This window comes from Sedimentitalea nanhaiensis DSM 24252 (genome assembly GCF_000473225.1).
Classification (GTDB): Bacteria; Pseudomonadota; Alphaproteobacteria; order Rhodobacterales; family Rhodobacteraceae; genus Sedimentitalea; species Sedimentitalea nanhaiensis.
This window is the reverse complement of sequence record NZ_KI421509.1, coordinates 255,050-275,911: the sequence shown is the minus strand read 5'-3', so window position 1 is coordinate 275,911 and position 20,862 is coordinate 255,050. Positions and strand designations below refer to the sequence as shown.

Sequence of the window (20,862 nt, the reverse complement as noted above, 5' to 3'; positions counted from 1 at the left end):
CAAAAACATCGGGATAAATGACGCACCGCGCCCGCTACTCCAAGGCCCTAGTACCTTCGGACGCTTCGCGCCCAGGTTGAAACACCTCTGAGTAGAGTAAAATCAATGTGTTACACACATTTTTTAGAACCGGTGCCCATGACAGGGAGTTTACCGCCCCAAAGGATTATGATATGCTTTCCCCAGATAGAATAGGTAATAGATTTAGGGTCTGATATGAAGTGTCTCGGTTTGACAACGGTTTTTGCAACGATTGCCGCACTGGGCCTTGTCGGCGCGGCGCAGGCCGCGACGGTAAACGGGGCCACCAGCGGATTGGCCGGAGCCAATACAGAACTGGCATTCGACGAGGTTCCCCTGACGACGAATGACATCGTAACCGATCAGTTCGCTGCCTTTGGCGTTACATTTTCGCCCAATCTGGTTTATTATGGCAACCCGGCGGAATACCCGAATTTCACCGATCCGGCATTGGGAAATTTCAGCCCGATCGTCAATCCGTTCTTCCTGGATTTCACGTCGAACGTAACCGCCGCCACATTCGCGATCGTCACCAACCTTGGCGCAAGCACCTTTACCGCGCTGCTGGACGGGGCCGAGGTCGAGAGTTTCAGCGCGACGACCGATCTCGTGTCGACCGCGAATTTCTTTGGCTTTACCGACATCCTGTTCGATCAGATCCGCGTCGACGTCGGATCGAACGGCGTCATGTTCATGGACAATCTCGCCTTCAATGCCGCACCGACGGTTTCGGTTGTTCCGCTGCCTGCGGGACTGCCGCTGTTGTTGGGGGCCCTGGGCGGATTTGCCCTGCTGCGTCGGCACCGCGTCACCTGACGCGGCCAGCATACCGGCAAAGGCCTCTCCTCCCTGAACACCGGCACGGATGCCCGTCCGAGGACCTTATAGCGGCTCAATATCTCCCTGCGCGCGCGCCGCGTGGAAATCCGCCTGCCAGTCGGCAAACGTTCCCCCTGCAATCGCCGCGCGCATGCCCGCCATCAGATCCTGATAGTACCGCAGGTTATGCCAGGTCAGCAGCATCGAGCTGATGATCTCCTGACTGCGGAACACATGATGCAGATAAGCCCGGCTGTACCCGCGACAGGCCGGGCAGCCGCAATTATCGTCCAGCGGGCGCGGATCGTCCTGATGCCGCGCGTTCTTGATGTTGAGCACCCCGTGACGGGTAAACACCTGCCCGGTGCGCCCGGATCGCGACGGCAGCACGCAATCCATCATATCGATACCCCGGGCCACGGCGCCGACGATATCGTCGGGCTTGCCCACCCCCATCAGATAGCGCGGCTTGTCCGTCGGCAGCGTGTCGGGCGCATGGTCCAGGCAGGCAAACATCGCCTCCTGCCCTTCGCCCACGGCCAGACCGCCGACCGCATAGCCGTCAAATCCGATTTCGGTCAGCGCCGCCGCCGATTGCGCGCGCAGATCCGTCTCCAGCCCGCCCTGCTGGATTCCAAACAGCGCATGGCCAGGCCGATCGCCAAACGCGTCCCGCGACCGCGCCGCCCACCGCATCGACAGCTCCATGCTTTCGGCGATGCGCGCCCGGTCGGCGGGCAAGGCAGGGCATTCGTCAAAACACATCACGATATCACTGCCCAACAGCCGCTGGATCTCCATGCTGCGCTCGGGGGTCAGCTCGTGACGCGATCCGTCGATATGGCTTTTGAATGTCACGCCGGTTTCGGTCAGCTTGCGCAATCCAGCCAGGCTCATCACCTGAAACCCACCGGAATCGGTCAGGATCGGCCGCTCCCAGTTCATGAACCGGTGCAGCCCGCCCAGCCGGTCGATCCGTTCCGCCGTGGGGCGCAGCATCAAATGATAGGTGTTGCCCAGCAAAATGTCGGCCCCGGTAGCGCGCACGTTTTCGGGCAGCATCGCCTTGACCGTCGCCGCCGTGCCCACGGGCATAAAGGCCGGCGTGCGGATCTCGCCGCGCGGGGTGGATATGACGCCCGTGCGGGCTTTGCCATCGGTTGCGTTCAACGCAAAGGAAAATCTGTCGCTCATACCCGCCCGGTTACCCGCGCGCGTCGCAAAAAGTAAAGGCCGCGATGTCGCCAAGGCCCGGATTAACTTGATAATCAGGGTGGGCATGGTCAGATACGTCCAAGCAACCCAAGGAGTTCCCATGACCGAAGACCAGCTATTCGCCCTGCTCGGAGATACCGGCATCTACCTGTTGGGCGCCCTGCTGCTGATCGTGATCATCTTCAAAGGGGTGAGGATCGTTCCACAATCGGAAAAGCATGTGGTCGAACGCTTTGGCCGGCTGCATTCGGTGCTCGGGCCGGGCATCAACTTCATCGTGCCCTTCCTGGATGTGGTGAAACACCGCATCTCTATTCTGGAACGGCAATTGCCCAACGCCACTCAGGACGCGATCACCAAGGACAACGTACTGGTACAGATCGACACCTCGGTGTTCTACCGCATCCTTGAACCGGAAAAGACCGTGTACCGCATTCGCGATGTGGACGGGGCCATCGCCACCACGGTGGCCGGGATCGTACGCGCCGAGATCGGCAAGATGGATCTGGACGAGGTGCAATCCAACCGGGCGCAGCTGATCGGGCAGATCCAGACCAGCGTCGAGGATGCGGTGGACGATTGGGGCATTCAGGTGACCCGGGCCGAGATCCTGGACGTCAACCTGGATCAGGCGACCCGCGACGCGATGCTGCAACAGCTGAACGCCGAACGCGCCCGCCGCGCCCAGGTCACCGAGGCCGAAGGCTCCAAGCGCGCGGTTGAACTGAATGCCGATGCCCAGCTTTATGCTGCCGAACAGATCGCCAAGGCGCGGCGCATCCAGGCCGATGCCGAGGCCTATGCCACCGGCGTCGTCGCGGCCGCGATCCGGGAACACGGGCTTGAGGCGGCGCAATACCAGGTTGCGCTGAAACAGGTCGAGGCGCTCAATACCCTCGGCGCGGGTGACGGCAAGCAAACCATCATCCTGCCGGCCAATGCACTCGAAGCCTTTGGTGACGCCTTCAAGATGCTCAGGGGGCGCGGCTGATGGCGCTGCTCTCGCTGTGGTGGGCCTGGCTCTGTGCCGCCCTGATCCTGGGCATCGCTGAAATCATGGTGCCCGGCTTCATCTTTCTGGGCTTTGCCATCGGCGCGGTTGCGGTCTCGATCCTGCTGGCGCTGGGGCTGCTTGTCTCATTGCCGGTGCTGCTGCTGATCTTTGCGGCGCTGTCGCTGATCACATGGCTGGTATTGCGCCGACTCTTTGCCCTGCCCCGTGGACAGGTCAAGACTTTCAAGGACGACATCAACGGCTGATCCACCCGATCACGGCCGCTCAAACTGTCCCGGCGGCACGGGCCCCCACACCGGTCACAACCATAACCTGCGGGTATCGCTGGGGTATTCTCGCGCAAAAGTTGCCGATAACAAAGAATCGTGGTACGTTAACCAATTATTGACACGAATATCTTTGGAGACGACCATGAACCACGCAATTTTCAGCGTCATCCTTGCCGTCTTGGTTTTGCCAGCAATGCCGCTGACCGACGCGTTTTATGCAGGCCCCTGCAATCCCGAAGTGCAGGATTGCCCCTAAGACGGGCCGGGTAAGCCGGGCCGGTGATCGACTGGATCTATGTCGGAGCGGTGATTTTCGGCGCGATTTCGCTGCTGATTGAGGCGGATCGCAATTATCGCACATCCCTGAGCAACCATCCCTTTCCCTATCACGCGATCCTGGAAAAGGTCGAACTTGAAAACCTCTGTACCCCGCGCGAATGGCTGTCAGGGTTTCTGTTCTATTCGCTGCTCTATTTGCTGGCCTATGTGCTGATCCTCAGTTCGACCGAATTGTTCCTGCTGGTGCGCAACGCCAACCTGGCCGAACTTCAGGTGGGCGCAAACAACGAGTTTGTCGGTCCGCTGTCGGATCCGGTGTCGCTGGCCGACAGCACCTACGGCAAACCTATCTTTGTCTCCGCCTTCCTAATCGCATTCCTGTCCGTCGGGGCCATGCGCCCGATCGAAACCTACATGAGGGCGCTGGCGCATCGGCTGGCCGGGGTGCCGCGCGGGGTCTACAAGGTGCTCGAGCGGCTGCAGACCGTCAATTACCTCAAGCTCAACCGCGCCTTTCCCAGCCCGCTGCTGAACAAGTTCGAAAAGCGGCTGAAAACGGCGGACATGACCGACCTGTCAGACCAGTATATCGGCGACATCCGCACCCAGCTCAGCTCGATCGACTGCCTGTCCCCCTCGGTGACCGCCGGCTTCAGCCGCCTGCATTTTCCGATGACCCATTTTGACGCTTTCAAAGAGGTCCCCGGCCAGCTCAGCGCGGAGATCGACGCGATCGAAGAAGACATCGACAAGCTCGAACCAACCGAAGCCAATCTCAAGGTCCTGCATGAAAAGGCGGTGATGACCGCCAACAGCGCCAAAGCCGTTTTTGCCGTGTTCTACGTGCGCAACAACCACGCGATCAAGAACACCGACCCGAATTCGCCGATTGCGCGGATCGAAAAACTGATCACCCGCGGCTATCGGATCGAACTCAATGCCTTTGCCATGTCGATCTGCATCAGCTTCATCCTCTCGCTGGGGGTCTGCTTTTACGCCTATTACAGCTGGAACGAAAGCCGGGTGTGGGACAAACCCACCCTGGCTGACAGCCAGATCGACACCACCTGGAAACGTCTGTTCGAGGACAACGAGACCACCGAACTGGAAGCCTGCAAAAAGGCCGCAACCACGCCTTCCGCCGACATCGCGCCACGCTGTGAGCTGGCGATCAGGACCGCCACCGACAAGATCGCGACCGAAAACCCGGACAACCCGCCCGCAGTGACCGCCGATGACATCGACGCCAGCTGGATCCCCCTCACCGCCCAACAAGAGGAAGACCGCCGCAAAAGATGCGCCACCGCCCTGCAGAAACTCGCCCGTGGCAACTCGGTGACGATGCAGGAAACCTGCCGAAAGGCAATCGACGCCGGCAAGAGATCCTGGCTGCGCGATCAGTTCGCGCGCTTTGCCTACTGGTCATTCTGGGATACCCTGCAACGCGGCATGATGGTGTTCGGGGTCGTGGTTTCGACCATCTTCTTCCGCGAGGTCCGCGTCGACCAGAACTCGTGGAAACCCTGGTCGTTCAAGCGCATCCCCTTCTTGCGCCTGCTGTCGATGAGCTTTTCTCCCGCCGTCATCGGCGTATTTGCCCTGTCGTCCGGCGCTGTGATCAAACTGATCTGGGACTCCAATTTCGACGTCACCCAGCGCCAGATCACCATCCTGTTTCAGGGCGATTGGATCTATTTCGCCTGGCATCTTCTGCCTGGCATGTTCCTTAGCCTCGCCACCCTGACCCTGATGGACAAACACGACGACTGGGCCTTTCTGACCAGCCTGATCGCGGGGCTGATCGCTGCGGCATTCCTGCTGTTCCTGTCCTGGGTGATTTTCCACCTGACGACCCTTGACACTCGGTCAACCACATTCGAGCTGCCGGTCTGGCTGGGCGGCCTCACCATCGACCATGCCGGACGGGACACCCTGATTACCGGCATCCTGCCCGCCTCGTTTGTGGTGTTGTTCGCGTGGCTGCTCGAAGCCACCGAAGAGGCCAAGACCACCACCACACTGCCATCGCGGCTCTGGGCACGCCTGTCCGGAGCCGCACCGGGAGGGGATAGCAATGCATAAGGTCTGCCTCTTTGCGCTCGCCATCGTTCTCGCCGCCACCGCCAGCATCGCCCAGACCGACGACCGTCTGCGAATAGGAGTGCGCAGCGACGCCCGCCCGTTTTCTTACCGATCCGCACATAATGTCGACGTTCTTACCGCCGCCACGCCAGGCCCGCTGGCAAAGCGGAAATACACCGGATTCATGGTCAAGATCTGCGATGCGGTGCTGACCAACATGCTGATCAACCCGGTAGACAAATCAGACCCCTTTACCGAACAGGACATCGTCATCGTCGATGTGGATGCGCTGGTCGCCCAAAACCCCGAGGGCAGCCGCTTTGACTATTTCGGCACCCTGCCCCCAAATGGCCCGGCGCGGCTGACCGGCGACAAGTTCGATATCCTGTGCGATCCCGCCACCATCACCAACGAACGCCGTTCCGGGCTGATCCTGTCGCCGCCGCTGTTTCTCAGCGGCATCAGCTTTATCGACCGTCCCGATGTGACCAAACCGCCGCAACCGGCGCGCAACGAATGCCCGAGCCATCCGATCTTCGGCCTGGTCGGCAACACCACCGCCGCGCAATCCGGGATCCGCGCCATTCTGGCGGCGGACGAGTTACCCCGCTATCGCAGCCTGCTGATCGATTTCCTCAACGAACGCCCCAGCACCTGCGCCAAGGGCCCCCAGAACTATTCCGCGGTCAAGGTCTATGCCGGCCACACCCAGGCCGCCAAGGCATTCTGTCAGGATGACCCTGAATTCTATTACTACCTCGGCGATCAGGAAATCATCAGCGCCAACGCCCGGATGAATCCGGGGTGCGAGTTCGAGAACGCCGGGCGCACCTTTACCACCGACCGCTATGCCATTTTCGGCAAGCTCAATTACGACACTCCCAACCGTGCCCTGCATGTCGCCCGGTTCTTCGAAATCCTGTCGCAGAAGGTGCCGTTCAGTCCCTCCATTCTGGACACCGCCTTTTCCGACACATTCATCGCCGACAAATCCCGCGCTCTCGAATTGTTTTTCTGGAGCATTCGCGGTCCGCAATAGCTCTGCCCGCTCCCGCGAAACCAGCGCTGCGCCCGCTGACAGACCGACGTGCTGTCTTCACCTGCGTATGTACAGGGCATGTACGGAATACAGACCGCCACTGGACGTGCCGCCCGATGTTTCCTATATAATCACTCAGGAACAAATCCCGAGGCCCCGATGAATAACGCTCCCGAACCCCTCGAAGGTGCGCCGCTGATTGCGCCATCTTCCACCGATCACCCCCTGTACGATCAGGTGGTCGAGGCCTGCCGCACCGTTTACGATCCGGAAATCCCGGTCAATATCTACGAGCTGGGCCTCATCTATACCATTGATATATCGAATGAAAACGAGGTCCGCGTCACCATGTCCCTGACTGCGCCTGGCTGCCCTGTCGCAGGTGAAATGCCCGGCTGGCTGGCTGATGCAATCGAACCCATCCCCGGTGTCAAACAGGTCGATGTGCAACTGACCTGGGAACCGCCCTGGGGTATGGACATGATGAGCGACGAAGCCCGTCTGGAACTGGGTTTCATGTAACGAGCAGCGTGTAACACGCTGACAAGGAAGATAAATAATGTTTGGCATCCCCGGAAAACAAGCCGTGACCCTGACCCCCGCAGCGGCGGCGCAAATCACGCGACTGATGGCCAAAAACGATCATTCCGGCCTGCGCATCGGCGTCAAGAAGGGCGGCTGTGCGGGTATGGAATACACCATGGAATATGTGCAAGCCACTGATCCAAATGACGAAATCGTCGAACAGGATGGCGCGCGCGTGATGATCGCTCCAATGGCGCAAATGTTTCTTTTCGGTACCGAAATCGACTATGAAACCAGCCTTCTGGAATCGGGTTTCAAGTTCAACAACCCCAATGTCTCCGAAGCATGCGGGTGTGGGGAATCGATTAAATTCAATGGTATGGACTAGGTTCAGCCTGCCGTTTTCAGATGCAGATACGTTTCGCCAAACCGGCGGGTCAGATGTTCGCCCGCCAACCTGACCTGATCTGATCCGGGCGGTGCCACATTGGTGTCATAGGACGGATTCAAAAACAGCGGCGCCGAGATCCGCTCTCCACCGCCGCCGACGACCCGATGCAGTGTTGCCTTGACCCGGCCACCAGTCCAGATTTCCAGCATCTCCCCGAAATTGATGACAAATTTCCCGGGCGGTGCCTGCACATCACGCCATGTACCGTCCGGCATCCGCACACTCAGCCCGGGCGCGCCATCCATCGCCAGCAGCGTCAAACACCCATAATCCGTGTGCGCGGCGATCCCAAAATCCTTGTGCCCGGCCCAATCCGGTCGCGCGGGGTAGTAATTGCCCCGCAACAGTGCCATCGGCGGATCGAACGCGGCGGCAAAGCTGTCTACTCCCAAATCGAATGATGCAGCGATACAGGTCAGAACCTGCCGCCCGACCTCAAGCGCCTCTCGGTAATAGGTTTCGATCTCGGCCCGAAAGCCAGGCGCCGAGTCCGGCCATTGGTTCGGCGCATAGACGCCAAGCTGGCGTGCCGCCATCGGATGGTCAGACGGTAGCTCATAGCCACAGTCGAATACCTCTTTGAAATCGGGGTTGGCATCGGGGTTGACCTGCTCCGACCCCGGCCCGCCCCAGCCACGGTTGGCGCCGGTGCGGGCCATGTCGACGGGACGTTTCTGCGCCTCCGGCAGATGAAAGAAGTCTCGGTACGCCTGAAGGACCCGTGCGATTCGCACAGCGCTCAGCCCGGTGTTGGCCACAGTCAGGAAACCGATCTCGCCCACCGCCAATTTCAGACGGGCCATTTCGGACTGATCCCCTGTCTTCAGCTTTTCCAGGTCCAGTTCCGGTATGTTCATGCCGCCCGCCCTTTTCAGTGGCCACATACGGTGCTCGAAGCACCGGCCGATTGTCTGCCCGCCAAGCGAATGTTACCACGGGACAAACATGAATTACAGGATTTTGGCATGCGACTGAAACTGGCGGCGGGCAACTGGAAGATGAATGGCACCGGCGGGGACCTGCATGTGCTGACCGAACTCGCCCAACGGCACACGCATCCCGCCTGCGAGCTTCTGATCTGTCCACCCGCGACCCTGTTGCATCGGGCCGCACAAGCTGTCGAGGGCGCAGAGATTGCTGTAGGCGGGCAGGATTGTCACCCACAGGGCAATGGGGCCTATACGGGCGACATCAGCGCGCAGATGTTGATTGATGCGGGGGCCAGTGCGGTCATCCTGGGGCATTCCGAGCGGCGTCAGTATCATGCCGAAGCGGATGAAACCGTGTGTGCCAAGGCCCTTGCCGCACAGGCGGCCGGACTAACCGTCATCGTCTGCGTCGGAGAGTCTTTGGCTCAGCGCGAAGCGGCTGAAACACTGCAGGTCATAGCCGGTCAGATTGCAGGGTCGGTGCCCGACCTGGCCAGCGGGAATGCTCTGGTCATCGCCTATGAGCCGATCTGGGCAATCGGAACGGGTCTTGTCCCGGACACCGGACAGATTGCTGAAGTGCATGATTTTATGCGTACCCGTCTTCAGGACCGGTTTGGGGCGGAAATCGGCGGCCAGATCCGGCTGCTTTATGGCGGATCGGTAAAGGCCACCAATGCCGAAGAGATCTTTGCCGTGCCCAATGTCGACGGCGCGCTGGTTGGCGGGGCCAGCCTGACAGCGGCTGATTTCTCGCCTATCGTCAGGGCGCTTGAAAGCAGCACCTGACCGCAGGTCAGAGCTGTGACGGCCCACCGGCAAACGGTTTGGTATCCGATTGCCGGTGGCTCCGATCAAAGCGTCTTTGGTCAGCGGGTCAGCGCATCGGCAAATTGTTCGCGCAGATTGCGCTTTAGAACTTTGCCAGTGGCGTTCAGGGGCAGTTCGTCGACGAACACTACCTTGTCCGGGACCTGCCAACTGGCGATCTTGCCCTCGTAGAACGCCAACAGTTCCTCTTCAGTCGGAGTCTCACCTTTGGCAGCCACAGCAACCAACAGCGGCCGTTCGTCCCATTTTTTGTGATGCACCCCGATCACCGCCGCATTGGCCAGCTTTGGATGGGCTACGGCAATGTTTTCCAACTCTACCGAGCTGATCCATTCACCGCCGGATTTGATGATATCCTTAGAGCGGTCGCGGATCGTCAAAAAACCGTCCGGATCGATCGTTGCCACATCCCCGGTCGAGAACCAGCCATTCTGAAGGGTGTTCTGGTCCTCCATGCGGAAATAGCTCTCCAGAACCCAATGGCCCCGCACCATCAGGTCGCCCTGGCTCTCGCCGTCGTTGGGCAGGGTGTTGCCCTCCTCATCCTGGACTCTCAGTTCAACACCGAATGGCGGTCGTCCCTGACTCTCGCGCAGCTTGTGCAGCTCGTCGATGGGCAAGTCGCGATGTTTGGCCAACGGAATGTTCACCGAACCCAGGGGGCTCATTTCCGACATGCCCCAGGCGTGGATCGTATCCACCCCAAAATCCTCGCGGAACTGTGTCATCATCGCTGGGGGGCAGGCGGATCCGCCCACCACCGTTCGTTGCAGACTGGACAGCTTGCTGCCCATTCCCTTGGCGTGTGCCAGCAGCCCCAGCCAGATCGTGGGAACCCCCAACGCCAAAGTCACTTTTTGCCCATCGATCAGCTTGACCAGGCTTTCGCCGTCCAATCCCGGCCCCGGCATCACCAACCGGCTGCCTGCCATCGCTGCGCAATAGGGTACACCCCAGGCGTTGACGTGGAACATCGGCACCACCGGCATCACCGAATCCCTCCCGGTCAGGGCCAGCGCGTCGGCCTGGTTGGCCGCAAATGTATGCAAGAGTGTTGAGCGATGCGAATACAATACGCCCTTAGGGTTGCCGGTCGTTCCGGAGGTGTAGCACAGGCTGGATGCGGTGTTTTCGTCGAATTGCGGCCACTCGAAATCCGGATCCCCCGTTTCCAGAAGCTCATCATAAAACAACAGGCCCGGAATCTGCTCGGCTGCGGCGTCGTCGCGCGGCCCCATCAGAACGATGTGCTTTAGGTTGGAAAAATGCTCGCCCAGTTTGCCAGCGATGGGCAAAAAGGTCGCATCCAGGAACAGCACCTGATCGTCGGCATGGTTGACGATATAGATCAGCTGTTCGGGAAACAGCCGCGGATTGATTGTGTGGCACACAAAGCCGGCACCGGACACGCCAAAGTAGATTTCCAGATGACGGCGATTGTTCCAGGCGATGGTGCCACAGCGCGCCTGCGGCTCTAACCCCAACTTGGTCAGCGCCGAGCCCAGACGGCGCGCATTGGTGGCCACTTCGGCCCACGTGCTCTGGCTCAGGCCGCCGTTGGTTTCCACAGATACGATTTCGGTCGCGCCGTGGTAATTTGCCGCGTGATCGATCAGCGACGAAATCAGCAAGGGGGCAGTCATCATCTGACCCAGCATGGCAGGCTCCTTTAACAGGTTTGAGGCCGGAATCTGATCCCAGCCGGTTTTTTTGCTCTGAAGCGCAGCCATGGGAACGCGTCACCGCGCGATCTACTCTGGCTGGTCTCCTCCTTCGGGCAACCTGACAATGAAAGTGCATCTTGGCAATATCGGGGTTGCCCAACCAGGCCCTTACAGTTAGCGATTTCGGGTATGACCTTGCGTTACCACACCCCCCTGACGCCCGACGAGCAGACCGCATTCGGCCTGGCAGCACCACAACCGCTGGCCCTTGCGGACAGGGTGCGTTATGCGGAGCTGGATGTGCTGAACCACGTCAACAACAAATCGTACATGGGATGGTTCGAAACCCTGCGCGTCGCGCATTTCGAGCAGGTCTGCGCACAGTTCTACCGGAATCTTCCGCAACCGCGCACAGTTTTGCGAAATGCGGACATGCGGTTTCTCAAGGAGATGGTAATGGGAGAAGATTACATCGCAACCGCCCGCATTACCAGTTATCGCAACACGTCATATACAATCGAACAGCAATTATGGTCCAGGGATCTGCGCGCCACACTCACCGGTGTGATGGTCATGCTCTATCCGGATGGCTCGGGACGCTACCCTCTGCCCGCTGCCCTGCGCGCCCACCTGACCAAGACCGAAGGGGCAAAGCCGCAAAGCTGAATCCATGCCGCCCGATACAAGGCACGGGAATTCTGGCAAGACTCCGACCAGATAGTTCTCATTTTCTTGGTCCCGATATTGAGAAGAGGTTGTGCAAGAACAGCAACCGGGTGCCCGGATCGCCGTCAATCGGCACCGCCAGCGTGTCTATGGACATATTCGACAAGTGCCGCCGTGGATGCATTGCGACCCTGCACCGGCTCGGTTCCGTCCACGATCGGCCCCAGAGATGTTGCCATCTGCTTGCCGAGCTCCACGCCCCATTGATCGAACGAATTGATCCCCAGAACCGCACCCTCGACAAAAACGCGGTGCTCATACAGCGCGATGATCTGGCCCAGGACAAAGGGGGTCAGTTGGGGGTAGATCAGCGTCACGGACGGACGGTCACCGGGAAAGACCCGGTGACGGGCCTGGCGCTCTAATTCTTCGCCGCCCAATCCCTGTGCCATCAGCAACGCGCGCGCTTCTTCCAACGATCGACCGCGCATCAAAGCCTCGGACTGCGCCAGACAGTTGGCGATCAGCAAACGGTGATGATGGGCCAGATCCAGCTCGTGCCCCGTGGCCGCTACCATGAATTCGCAAGGAACCGTTCCAGTGCCTTGGTGGATCAGTTGATAGAAGGCGTGCTGCCCATTGGTGCCCGGCTCGCCCCAGACCACGGGACCCGAGGGCATTGGCAACGTGCTGCCGTCCATCGCGACGCGCTTGCCGTTGGATTCCATTTCCAACTGCTGCAAATAGGCTGGCAATCGTTCCAGACGTTGATCATAGGGCAGCACGGCGCGGGTCGGATAGCCACAGACCTGGTGATGCCACAGCCCGACCAAAGCCAGCATAACCGGCAGATTTTCTGGCCAGTCCGCAGCCTGAAAATGCAGATCCATCGCCTGACCGCCGCGCAGGAACGCGTCAAATGCCTTTGGCCCGATGGCCAGCATCAGCGACAGGCCGATCGGACCCCAAACCGAATAACGTCCGCCAACCCAATCGGCAAAGCCGAACACGTGATCCGGGTCGATCCCAAATTCCGCGGTCTTGTCATCGGCCGTCGATACGGCAGCGAACTGCCGGGCAGGATCGCCGCCACCGTCAATCATCCAGGCCCGTGCTGTGCGGGCGTTGGTCATGGTTTCGATGGTACTGAATGTCTTGGAGGCGACGATCACCAACGTCCGCCGCGCATCCAGCCCACGCAGGCAGTCGGCGATATCCGCCCCATCGACATTTGACACGAAATGGCAGCGGGGACCGTCATGAAAGGGGGACAGCGCGCGCACTGCCATGGCTGGCCCCAGGTCCGAGCCGCCAATTCCGATATTGACCACATCCGTGAACGCCCCGCCAGTAGCTGCAGTTGTCCCGGCCCGCACCGCATCGGCAAAGCTGCGCATGCGCGCCAGCGTCCGCAACACGTCTGGCATTACATCCTGCCCGTCGACATACACCGGCCCGCCATCCAGATTGCGCAAGGCGCTGTGCAATGCCGCCCGCCCTTCTGTTTCGTTGATGGGTGCGCCTGCAAACATCGCCGCGCGGCGTCTGGCCACATCCTCGCTTTCGCACAACGCGATCAACGCATCACGAACCGGCGCGTCGATCATGGTCTTGGAATAGTCCAGATGCATATCTTGCGTAGACGCACTGAACCCTTTGGCCCGGTTAGGGTCGGCGGCAAAAAGCCCCTCGATCCCCGTGCCCGACTGGGCCGTGCGCAGCGCCTTCAGATCATTCCAGTCAGCCATGTCTTACTCCGCCCAATGCACCGTCATCTCATCCATTACCGCCCTGATAGGCGCGTCAAGGGGCGGCAGATCCATCGCCCGCTCCAGTGCGGCGCGTTTGTCGGCACCAAAGATCACCAGGTGTTTTGCCAAGGCCCCGTTCAGCACCCGCGCGCTGAGAGTGACGCGCGGCTCTGGCACCGTGTCTGGTCGCAGCGCCGCCAGGATCGGCGCATCCGGAGCCAGCGCTCGTTCTAGTCCCGCGACACCGGGAAACAACGACGCCGTGTGCATGTCAGCGCCCATGCCCAGCAACAGGACCGAGATCGGCAATTCGGTTTCCAGCTTGGCCTCCAGTTCTGCAAAGGCATCCTCGGGGCGCTCTGCCACAGCGTAAAGCGGCACATAGGTCGCCGCCGCCGCCCGCCCTGTCAAAAGCCGCGCCCGGATCAACCCGCCATTGCTGCGCGCGTCGTCCTGCGGCACCCAGCGTTCGTCGGTCGGCAGCACATGCACCCTGTGCCAATCCAGATCGACCGCGCTGAGCGTATCGAATATAGGACCCGGAGTCGTGCCACCGGGCACCGCCAATGACACGCGATCCTGGCGCAACAGGCAACTTTTCAGTGCCCCGGCCAGCATGTTCGCCACATCGATCGCCGCCATCTCGCGATCCGCATATTCCACGATATTCACGGATTGATTCCCCTCCATGCCCTGTGATCTCGTTTCATCAGCAGATCCGCATCGCCCGGGCCGGTACTGCCACTGTCATAGGGTTTTGGCACCTCACCGCGGAGCTGCCAGCCCGCGATGATCGGATCCGTCCAGGCCCAGGCCGCCTCGACCTCGTCGCCGCGCATGAACAGGGTCTGATTGCCCCGGATAACGTCCATGATCAACCGCTCATAGGCATCGGGCGGGTCTTCGCCTTCGGGACCCAGCGCATCGGCAAACGTCATGTCCAGAGGCACGTCGATCAGGCGCATCCCCCCCGGCCCGGGTTCCTTGATCGTCACCTGCAAGGTGATGCCCTCGTTCGGCTGCAACCGGATCGACAGCACATTGGCATGTCGCCCTGCGTCAGGGCCAAAGATGGAATGCGGCGCATCCTTGAACATCACGCTGATCACCGAGGAGCGCGCCACCAGCCGCTTGCCGGTGCGCAGATAGAACGGTGTTCCCGCCCACCGCCAATTGCTGATATGGGTCTTCATCACGATGAAGCTTTCCGTCGAACTGCGCGGATTGCCCACGGCCTCGCGATACCCCGGGTGCTCGCCATCCAGTGCGTTGTATTGTCCGCGCACGATATGGTGCGGCTCCACCGGGTCCAGTGCGCGGATTACCTTAAGCTTTTCATCGCGCACCGCATCGGGATCGAACTTTGCCGGCGGTTCCATCGCGATCAGACACAGCAACTGCATCAAGTGGTTCTGCACCATGTCGCGCATTGCGCCCGCATGGTCATAATATTCGCCCCGCCCGCCTACTCCAACGGTTTCGGCCACGGTGATCTGGATGTGATCGACGTATTGGCTGTTCCAAAGTGGCTCAAACAGCATGTTACCAAACCGCACGGCCATCAGGTTTTGGACCGTTTCCTTGCCCAGATAGTGATCGATCCGATAGATCTGTCCTTCGTCGAAATGCGCCGCCAGGGTTGCGTTCAGATCACGCGCCGAAGCCAGGTCGTGACCAAAGGGTTTTTCTACCACGATGCGGGACTCGTCCGTCGCCATTCCGTGCAGATGGATACGTTCGGCCAAGTCCCCGAACAGGCCCGGACCGACGGAAAAATAGAATGCCCGAACCCGGTCCGGACTAAGCCGGGACGCCAGGTCAGCCCAGCCCTCCGTGCCGCGCGCATCGACCACAGCGTAGTCCAGACAGTCCAGAAAACCGTTCAATGTCCCGCCCTCACAGGCTCGAAGACCCGAAAACTCGCGGATCGCCTCGGCGACGAACCTGCGATATTCGTCGCGGTCATGTGCAGAACGCGCGGCAGCGATCACGCGCGCCGAATCTGGCATTTGGCCAGCGCAAAAACGCCGAAACAACCCTGGAAGAATCTTGCGCCGGGCCAAGTCGCCGGTGCCGCCAAAAATCACCAGATCGAACGGGTCGACGGGAATAACGCGTGATACCATGGTTCTTCCTGCGTCCTCTTTGCTGCATCAGAATGGAAATGTTGGCGTTCACATATACAAAATCTTACCGTTCACAATGATTTCGAACGCTGCCCGGGGACACAAATGTCCTCGCCACTATAGACCACAGCGCCACGTTCGGCCAAGTGGTGGTGCCAGTGCAAAAAGCATGTTTGACACCGCCATAGACCGCTGTGTGAACCAAATTGCTCCGAGTTCTGCTGCAAACCGCTATGATCCGACAAGAATCGGTTCTGCGAGGGCAAAGTGTACAAGGCTATTTTTCTATTTCTATGCTTAGCTTGGACGCCGGTGACGGCATTCGCCGAAAAGCGGATTGGCCTTGTGATAGGCAACGATCTCTATTCGGACGTACCGGTTCTAAAGAAGGCCGGGGCGGATGCGCAGGCAATTTCGGCTGCGCTTGGCCAACAAGGGTTTGACATCGTCACCGTCCTGAATGCCAACCGGCGGGAAATGAACCGGACGATTTCGACCTTTACCGAACAGTTGGAAGCCGGAGATACCGCGTTCGTGTTCTTTGCCGGCCACGGTGTCGAGATCGATGGCGAGAACTATTTGCTGCCCACCGACATCCTTGCCCCCGCATCGGGCGAACGGGATTTCATCAAGGCCGAATCTATCGCCTTATCCGCTCTTTTGGATCGCGTGCGCGCAACCGGCGCGCGGATGACCATCGCGATCATTGACGCCTGCCGCAACAACCCGTTCCAAAAGGCGGCGGGGCGCAGCATTGGCAGCACCCGTGGGCTCGGGCGCATCACTGCGCCACAAGGCACCTTCGTGATCTTCTCTGCAGGGGCCGGTCAATTGGCGTTGGATGAGTTGACCGAAGACGACCCTGCCGACAACTCGGTTTTCACCCGTGCTCTGGTGCCTCGATTGTCCCAACCGGGGCTCGAACTGCGATCCTTGGTGGCCGATCTGCGGGTCGAGGTGCGTGATCTTGCCCAAACCGTGAATCATCGCCAGTTCCCCGCCTATTACGACGAATTGTTGGGGGATTTCTATTTTGCGAGCGCCAAGCCCTCGATCGCTGAGCGCCCTGCCCCCGCGGGAACATCGTCAGGCTCGGATGCCCCGGTGCGCACCATAACGGATCCGATGCGCGCCGATTTCGACCTGGCCCGCGCGATTGGAACGGCGGACGCCCTCCAGTCCTTTCTGGATCGCTACGCCAACCGCCGCGAGGAATTTTCCTATCGCATGGCCGTACAGTTGCTCGATCGAAAACGCCCGCCATCTGCGCAGCCTCCGGAACCCAGAACAGAAACCGCACCTGGCGCCACACAATCGGGCGATCGCCGCACCATCATTCGCGACACGCAGTTGGCCCTGAACGCGGCCGGCTGCTCAGCGGGAACAGCCGATGGGATAATCGGTGCCCGAACGCGGCAGGCTTTTCGCAAATGGCTGGATGAAACCGCGGCCGATCTGCACGAGGCCGATCTGGGCACAGACACGGCACGCCGCGCCGTCATGGTACGCAAAGGGCGGGTTTGTCCCCCAGCGGTTACGGCCCCAGTGCAACCCTCTGCCTCTGCCGCAGCCGGTAGCGCCACAGCCCTCGGCCTCGCTGGCAACTGGCGATACACGGCGACCTGTGCCTTTGTAATAAAGGTCCACGGATCGGTCCGTTTCAAGAGAACCGGCCCAAATGCCTTTCACGGCAACCTGTCGGATTCATTGGGCCAAAAAGCCAACAGCGACGTCTATCTGAATGGCCGTGACATTACCGGAACGGACTATTTTCCGGGCGTTACCGTCAGGTGGCGCGGTCGGCTGGCCGCAGATGGCAACAGCTATACCGCCACCGGTTCGACCGGTTGCTCGGTCTACGCGTCACGCGCGGGCTGAAATCAGCGGCTGCGCCATAGTTCAGTGCAGGGTGAATTCCCCAACCTGATGGTGCCACTCACCCGAAGACAGCAGTTTGCGATGCGTGAAACGCACAGAATGCAACGGCCCTTCGATCTCGCGCTGCCAGAACTCGACGAACTTGAACAACGCCGGGTGGTCCGGTGCCAGATCGTACTCCTGCCAGACAAAACTGTTGAGAACATGGATATAGTCGGGCATGTGGTAATAGATTTCGGCAGTGGTCAGCCCATAGCCTTTCAACATCAATTCGGTTTCAGTCGGTTTCATCGTTACTCTCGCTTTGTTACTCACCTTTTTTGGCTCGATCCTTTCATGATCCGCAAAATTCGTTAAATTTCAACAAAAACAGAATGTTATCACTCTCTCACGCTGGCTGCCAGATTAGCCGAACCTGAGCCATTGCACCCTATATGCTGGGTCTGATAAGGTGCCTAAACACAAGATGGCCGATACAGCAAGAATAGGCAGAATACGTGAACGACACGCCGGAAACTCCTGAAAACATGGATGAAACGCCACCAGAACGGCCCATTTACGATGGGCCGACGGTGTCTATCGAATCCGAAATGCGTACGTCCTATCTGGATTATGCCATGTCGGTCATCGTCAGCCGCGCCATACCCGATCTGCGCGATGGTCTGAAACCGGTGCATCGTCGTATTCTTTATGCGATGCATGAAACCGGCAATACCCATGACAAATCCTATCGCAAATCGGCCCGCCCGGTTGGCGATGTCATGGGTAAATATCACCCCCATGGCGACAGTGCGATCTATGATGCCCTGGTGCGGATGGCACAGGATTTCTCGATGTCCCTGCCCTTGCTCGATGGTCAGGGCAACTTTGGGTCGATGGACGGGGACAACGCGGCGGCCATGCGGTACACAGAAGTCCGCATGGATCGGCCCGCCGCCTATGTTCTGGCCGATATAGACAAGGATACCGTCGATTTTCAGGACAATTACGACGGCAAGGATCGCGAACCAAGCGTCCTGCCAGCGCGGTTCCCCAACATGTTGGTCAACGGAGCTGGCGGCATTGCCGTGGGCATGGCAACGAACATTCCGCCGCACAATCTGGGCGAAGTGATCGATGCAACGCTTGCGTTGATCGAAGACCCGGACCTGACCAGCGAACAGCTGATCCATTTTGTCCCCGGCCCCGACTTCCCGACGGGCGGCATTATGCTGGGCCGCTCAGGCGCGCGCAAAGCCTATCTCGAGGGGCGCGGCAGCGTCATCATCCGCTCGAAGACCCGGGTCGAAGAAATCCGCAAGGACCGGTATGCCATCGTCGTGGACGAAATTCCCTATCAGGTAAACAAGGCCACAATGATCGAAAAGATCGCCGAGGCCGTGCGCGAAAAGCGTATCGAAGGTGTCGCCCATGTTCAGGACGAAAGCGACCGCAACGGTGTGCGTGTGGTGATCGAATTGAAACGCGACGCCACCGCCGAGGTGGTGCTGAACCAGCTGTGGCGCTTTTCGCCGATGCAGACCTATTTCGGCTGCAACATGCTGGCGCTGAACGGTGGCCGCCCCGAGCAGTTGACCCTGCGCCGGTTCCTGACTTCGTTCATCGATTTTCGCGAAGACGTGGTGGCGCGGCGCACTGCATATCTGCTGCGCAAAGCCCGCGAGCGCAGCCACATCCTGTGTGGTCTCGCCGTGGCTGTCACCAATATTGACGAAATCGTCGCCACGATCCGATCTTCTGCCGACGCATCCGAGGCCCGCGAAAAGCTGATGACCCGCCGTTGGCCAGCGGCCTCGATCATGGAATACATTGCCCTGATTGACGACCCGACCCACAAGGCGAACGAAGACGGCACCTATAACCTGTCAGAGACACAGGCCCGCGCCATTCTTGAGCTGCGCCTGCAGCGCCTGACGCAGATCGGGGTCAAGGAAGTCACTGACGAGTTGGAAGAACTCGCTGGCAAGATCAAGGAATACCTTGAGATCCTCAGCAGCCGCGAACGCATCATGGGCATCATCTCGGACGAGCTGCGCGAGGTGAAAGACCTGTTCGCTGTGCCGCGTCGTACGGATATCGTCGACTGGTCCGGTGACATGGAAGACGAGGATCTGATCGAGCGCGAGGATATGGTGGTTACCGTGACCTCGGGCGGATATATCAAGCGCACCCCATTGGCCGATTTCCGCAGTCAGCGCCGCGGTGGCAAGGGGCTGTCGGGCATGCAGACCAAGGAAGAGGATGTGGTCACCACGTTGTTCGTGGCCAACACCCATACCCAGTTGCTGTTCTTTACCACCGAAGGCATGGTCTACAAACTCAAGACTTGGCGGCTGCCTCAAGGCGGGCGCACGTCCAAAGGCAAGGCAGTGGTGAATATTCTACCGATACCGCCGGGGGTGTCCGTGGCTGCGATCATGCCCGTGGACCGTGCCGAGGCGGAATGGGACGATCTGCAGGTTGTCTTTGCCACCTCGGCCGGCACAGTGCGGCGCAACAAGTTGTCGGACTTCACCAATGTGATGCGCAACGGCAAGATCGCGATGAAGTTCGAGGACGAACATGCCGAGACGACGCTGATCAACGCCCGTATCGCCAGCAACGACGACGATGTGATGCTGGTCACCAACTCAGGCCGCGCGATCCGCTTCCCGGCCAGCGATGTGCGCGTGTTCAACAGCCGCAATTCAGTTGGCGTGCGCGGCATCAGGTTGACCGGAAACGACCGCGTCGTATCCATGTCGATCATCCGCCATTTCGACGCAACCTCGGACGAACGCGCCGCCTATCTGAAAATGCGCCGCGCCGTGGCCGGGCTTGCAGATGACGCCGAAGCCACCGATGACGAAGAGACCAACGCCATGGCAACGATCAGCCAGGCACGCTATGCGGAAATGTCTGCGGCCGAAAATCTGATCCTGACCATCACGGCGCGCGGGTCTGGCAAGCTCAGCTCCAGCCACGACTATCCTGTACGCGGGCGTGGCGGCATGGGTGTGGCCGCGATGGACAAGGCGATGCGCGGCGGCAAGCTGGTGGCCTCTTTCCCGGTCGAGATGGACGATCAGATCATGCTGGCAACGTCTGGCGGGCAATCGATACGGGTGCCGGTCGAAGGTATTTCCTTCCGGTCGCGCAGCGCGGGCGGGGTCAAGGTTTTTGATACCGCCAAAGGCGAAGAAGTCGTCAGCGTGGCCTGGATCGCCGATCAGGGCGAGGATGAGGCGATCGAGGACGCATAAACGTTCGCCCGCGTCCGAATTCAAACGGACGCGGGGTTTGAAAGACGCGCCAAAGCGGTA

Annotated in this window: 18 protein-coding genes; 11 read left to right on the top strand and 7 right to left on the bottom strand. The window is 59.9% G+C overall.

Annotated features, from left to right (window positions below):
- The first annotated feature begins 231 nt into the window (after positions 1–231).
- Complete coding sequence (locus NANH_RS29210) at positions 232–837, top strand: VPLPA-CTERM sorting domain-containing protein (RefSeq protein ID WP_245601384.1); 606 nt, start codon at positions 232–234, stop codon at positions 835–837.
- Positions 838–903: 66 nt separating this feature from the next.
- Here the strand turns inward: NANH_RS29210 and tgt are convergent, their stop codons facing one another.
- Positions 904–2,034 carry a tRNA guanosine(34) transglycosylase Tgt gene (tgt, locus tag NANH_RS0102910; RefSeq protein WP_027260695.1) on the bottom strand — a complete coding sequence of 377 codons (1,131 nt, stop codon included), beginning with the start codon at positions 2,032–2,034 and terminating at the stop codon, positions 904–906.
- 121 nt (positions 2,035–2,155) lie between these two features.
- On the opposite strand from tgt, the gene NANH_RS0102905 reads away from it, so the two are divergent.
- The 6 genes from NANH_RS0102905 (at position 2,156) to NANH_RS0102875 (ending at position 7,652) form a co-directional block, all read left to right on the top strand.
- Positions 2,156–3,046 (top strand): SPFH domain-containing protein, encoded by an 891-nt coding sequence (locus NANH_RS0102905; RefSeq protein WP_027260694.1) that lies wholly within the window; start codon positions 2,156–2,158, stop codon positions 3,044–3,046.
- On the top strand, positions 3,046–3,315 hold the full coding sequence (locus NANH_RS0102900) for an NfeD family protein (protein ID WP_027260693.1): 270 nt from the start codon (positions 3,046–3,048) through the stop codon (positions 3,313–3,315). The genes NANH_RS0102905 and NANH_RS0102900 overlap by 1 nt, the downstream gene beginning before the upstream one ends.
- Before the next feature lie 303 nt (positions 3,316–3,618).
- On the top strand, positions 3,619–5,700 hold the full coding sequence (locus tag NANH_RS0102890; protein ID WP_027260692.1) for a hypothetical protein: 2,082 nt from the start codon (positions 3,619–3,621) through the stop codon (positions 5,698–5,700).
- Entirely contained in the window at positions 5,693–6,739 is a 1,047-nt protein-coding gene (locus NANH_RS0102885; protein ID WP_051372214.1) for a type 2 periplasmic-binding domain-containing protein, read from the top strand. The genes NANH_RS0102890 and NANH_RS0102885 overlap by 8 nt, the downstream gene beginning before the upstream one ends.
- Before the next feature lie 159 nt (positions 6,740–6,898).
- Entirely contained in the window at positions 6,899–7,261 is a 363-nt protein-coding gene (locus NANH_RS0102880) for an SUF system Fe-S cluster assembly protein (RefSeq protein ID WP_027260690.1), read from the top strand.
- 37 nt (positions 7,262–7,298) lie between these two features.
- Positions 7,299–7,652 carry a HesB/IscA family protein gene (locus tag NANH_RS0102875; protein WP_027260689.1) on the top strand — a complete coding sequence of 118 codons (354 nt, stop codon included), beginning with the start codon at positions 7,299–7,301 and terminating at the stop codon, positions 7,650–7,652.
- 2 nt (positions 7,653–7,654) lie between these two features.
- Here NANH_RS0102875 and NANH_RS0102870 read toward each other — a convergent pair whose 3' ends face one another.
- Positions 7,655–8,572 (bottom strand): isopenicillin N synthase family dioxygenase, encoded by a 918-nt coding sequence (locus tag NANH_RS0102870; RefSeq protein ID WP_036050359.1) that lies wholly within the window; start codon positions 8,570–8,572, stop codon positions 7,655–7,657.
- Between the two features lie 108 nt (positions 8,573–8,680).
- Here NANH_RS0102870 and tpiA point away from each other — a divergent pair, with 108 nt between their 5' ends.
- Entirely contained in the window at positions 8,681–9,433 is a 753-nt protein-coding gene (gene tpiA / locus NANH_RS0102865) for a triose-phosphate isomerase (protein ID WP_027260687.1), read from the top strand.
- An 80-nt stretch (positions 9,434–9,513) separates the two neighbouring features.
- On the opposite strand, the gene NANH_RS0102860 is transcribed toward tpiA, so the two are convergent.
- Complete coding sequence (locus tag NANH_RS0102860) at positions 9,514–11,133, bottom strand: long-chain-fatty-acid--CoA ligase (RefSeq protein ID WP_027260686.1); 1,620 nt, start codon at positions 11,131–11,133, stop codon at positions 9,514–9,516.
- A 195-nt stretch (positions 11,134–11,328) separates the two neighbouring features.
- Here NANH_RS0102860 and NANH_RS0102855 point away from each other — a divergent pair, with 195 nt between their 5' ends.
- Complete coding sequence (locus tag NANH_RS0102855; RefSeq protein ID WP_036049315.1) at positions 11,329–11,805, top strand: acyl-CoA thioesterase; 477 nt, start codon at positions 11,329–11,331, stop codon at positions 11,803–11,805.
- Between the two features lie 125 nt (positions 11,806–11,930).
- Here the strand turns inward: NANH_RS0102855 and pgi are convergent, their stop codons facing one another.
- Genes pgi through zwf form a run of 3 tightly spaced genes read right to left on the bottom strand, consistent with a single transcriptional unit; the run spans position 11,931 to position 15,682 of the window.
- Positions 11,931–13,553 (bottom strand): glucose-6-phosphate isomerase, encoded by a 1,623-nt coding sequence (gene pgi, locus NANH_RS0102850; protein ID WP_027260684.1) that lies wholly within the window; start codon positions 13,551–13,553, stop codon positions 11,931–11,933.
- Positions 13,554–13,556: 3 nt separating this feature from the next.
- Positions 13,557–14,228 carry a 6-phosphogluconolactonase gene (gene pgl / locus NANH_RS0102845; protein WP_027260683.1) on the bottom strand — a complete coding sequence of 224 codons (672 nt, stop codon included), beginning with the start codon at positions 14,226–14,228 and terminating at the stop codon, positions 13,557–13,559.
- Complete coding sequence (zwf, locus tag NANH_RS0102840; protein ID WP_027260682.1) at positions 14,225–15,682, bottom strand: glucose-6-phosphate dehydrogenase; 1,458 nt, start codon at positions 15,680–15,682, stop codon at positions 14,225–14,227. The genes pgl and zwf overlap by 4 nt, the downstream gene beginning before the upstream one ends.
- A 312-nt stretch (positions 15,683–15,994) precedes the next feature.
- On the opposite strand from zwf, the gene NANH_RS27340 reads away from it, so the two are divergent.
- A complete protein-coding gene (locus NANH_RS27340; protein ID WP_051372213.1) occupies positions 15,995–17,560 on the top strand; it encodes a caspase family protein in 1,566 nt (521 codons plus the stop codon).
- A gap of 21 nt (positions 17,561–17,581) precedes the next feature.
- Here NANH_RS27340 and NANH_RS0102830 read toward each other — a convergent pair whose 3' ends face one another.
- Positions 17,582–17,851 carry an usg protein gene (locus NANH_RS0102830; protein WP_027260681.1) on the bottom strand — a complete coding sequence of 90 codons (270 nt, stop codon included), beginning with the start codon at positions 17,849–17,851 and terminating at the stop codon, positions 17,582–17,584.
- Positions 17,852–18,057: 206 nt separating this feature from the next.
- Between NANH_RS0102830 and gyrA the strand changes: the two genes are divergently transcribed.
- Complete coding sequence (gene gyrA / locus NANH_RS0102825; protein ID WP_027260680.1) at positions 18,058–20,802, top strand: DNA gyrase subunit A; 2,745 nt, start codon at positions 18,058–18,060, stop codon at positions 20,800–20,802.
- Positions 20,803–20,862 lie beyond the last annotated feature (60 nt).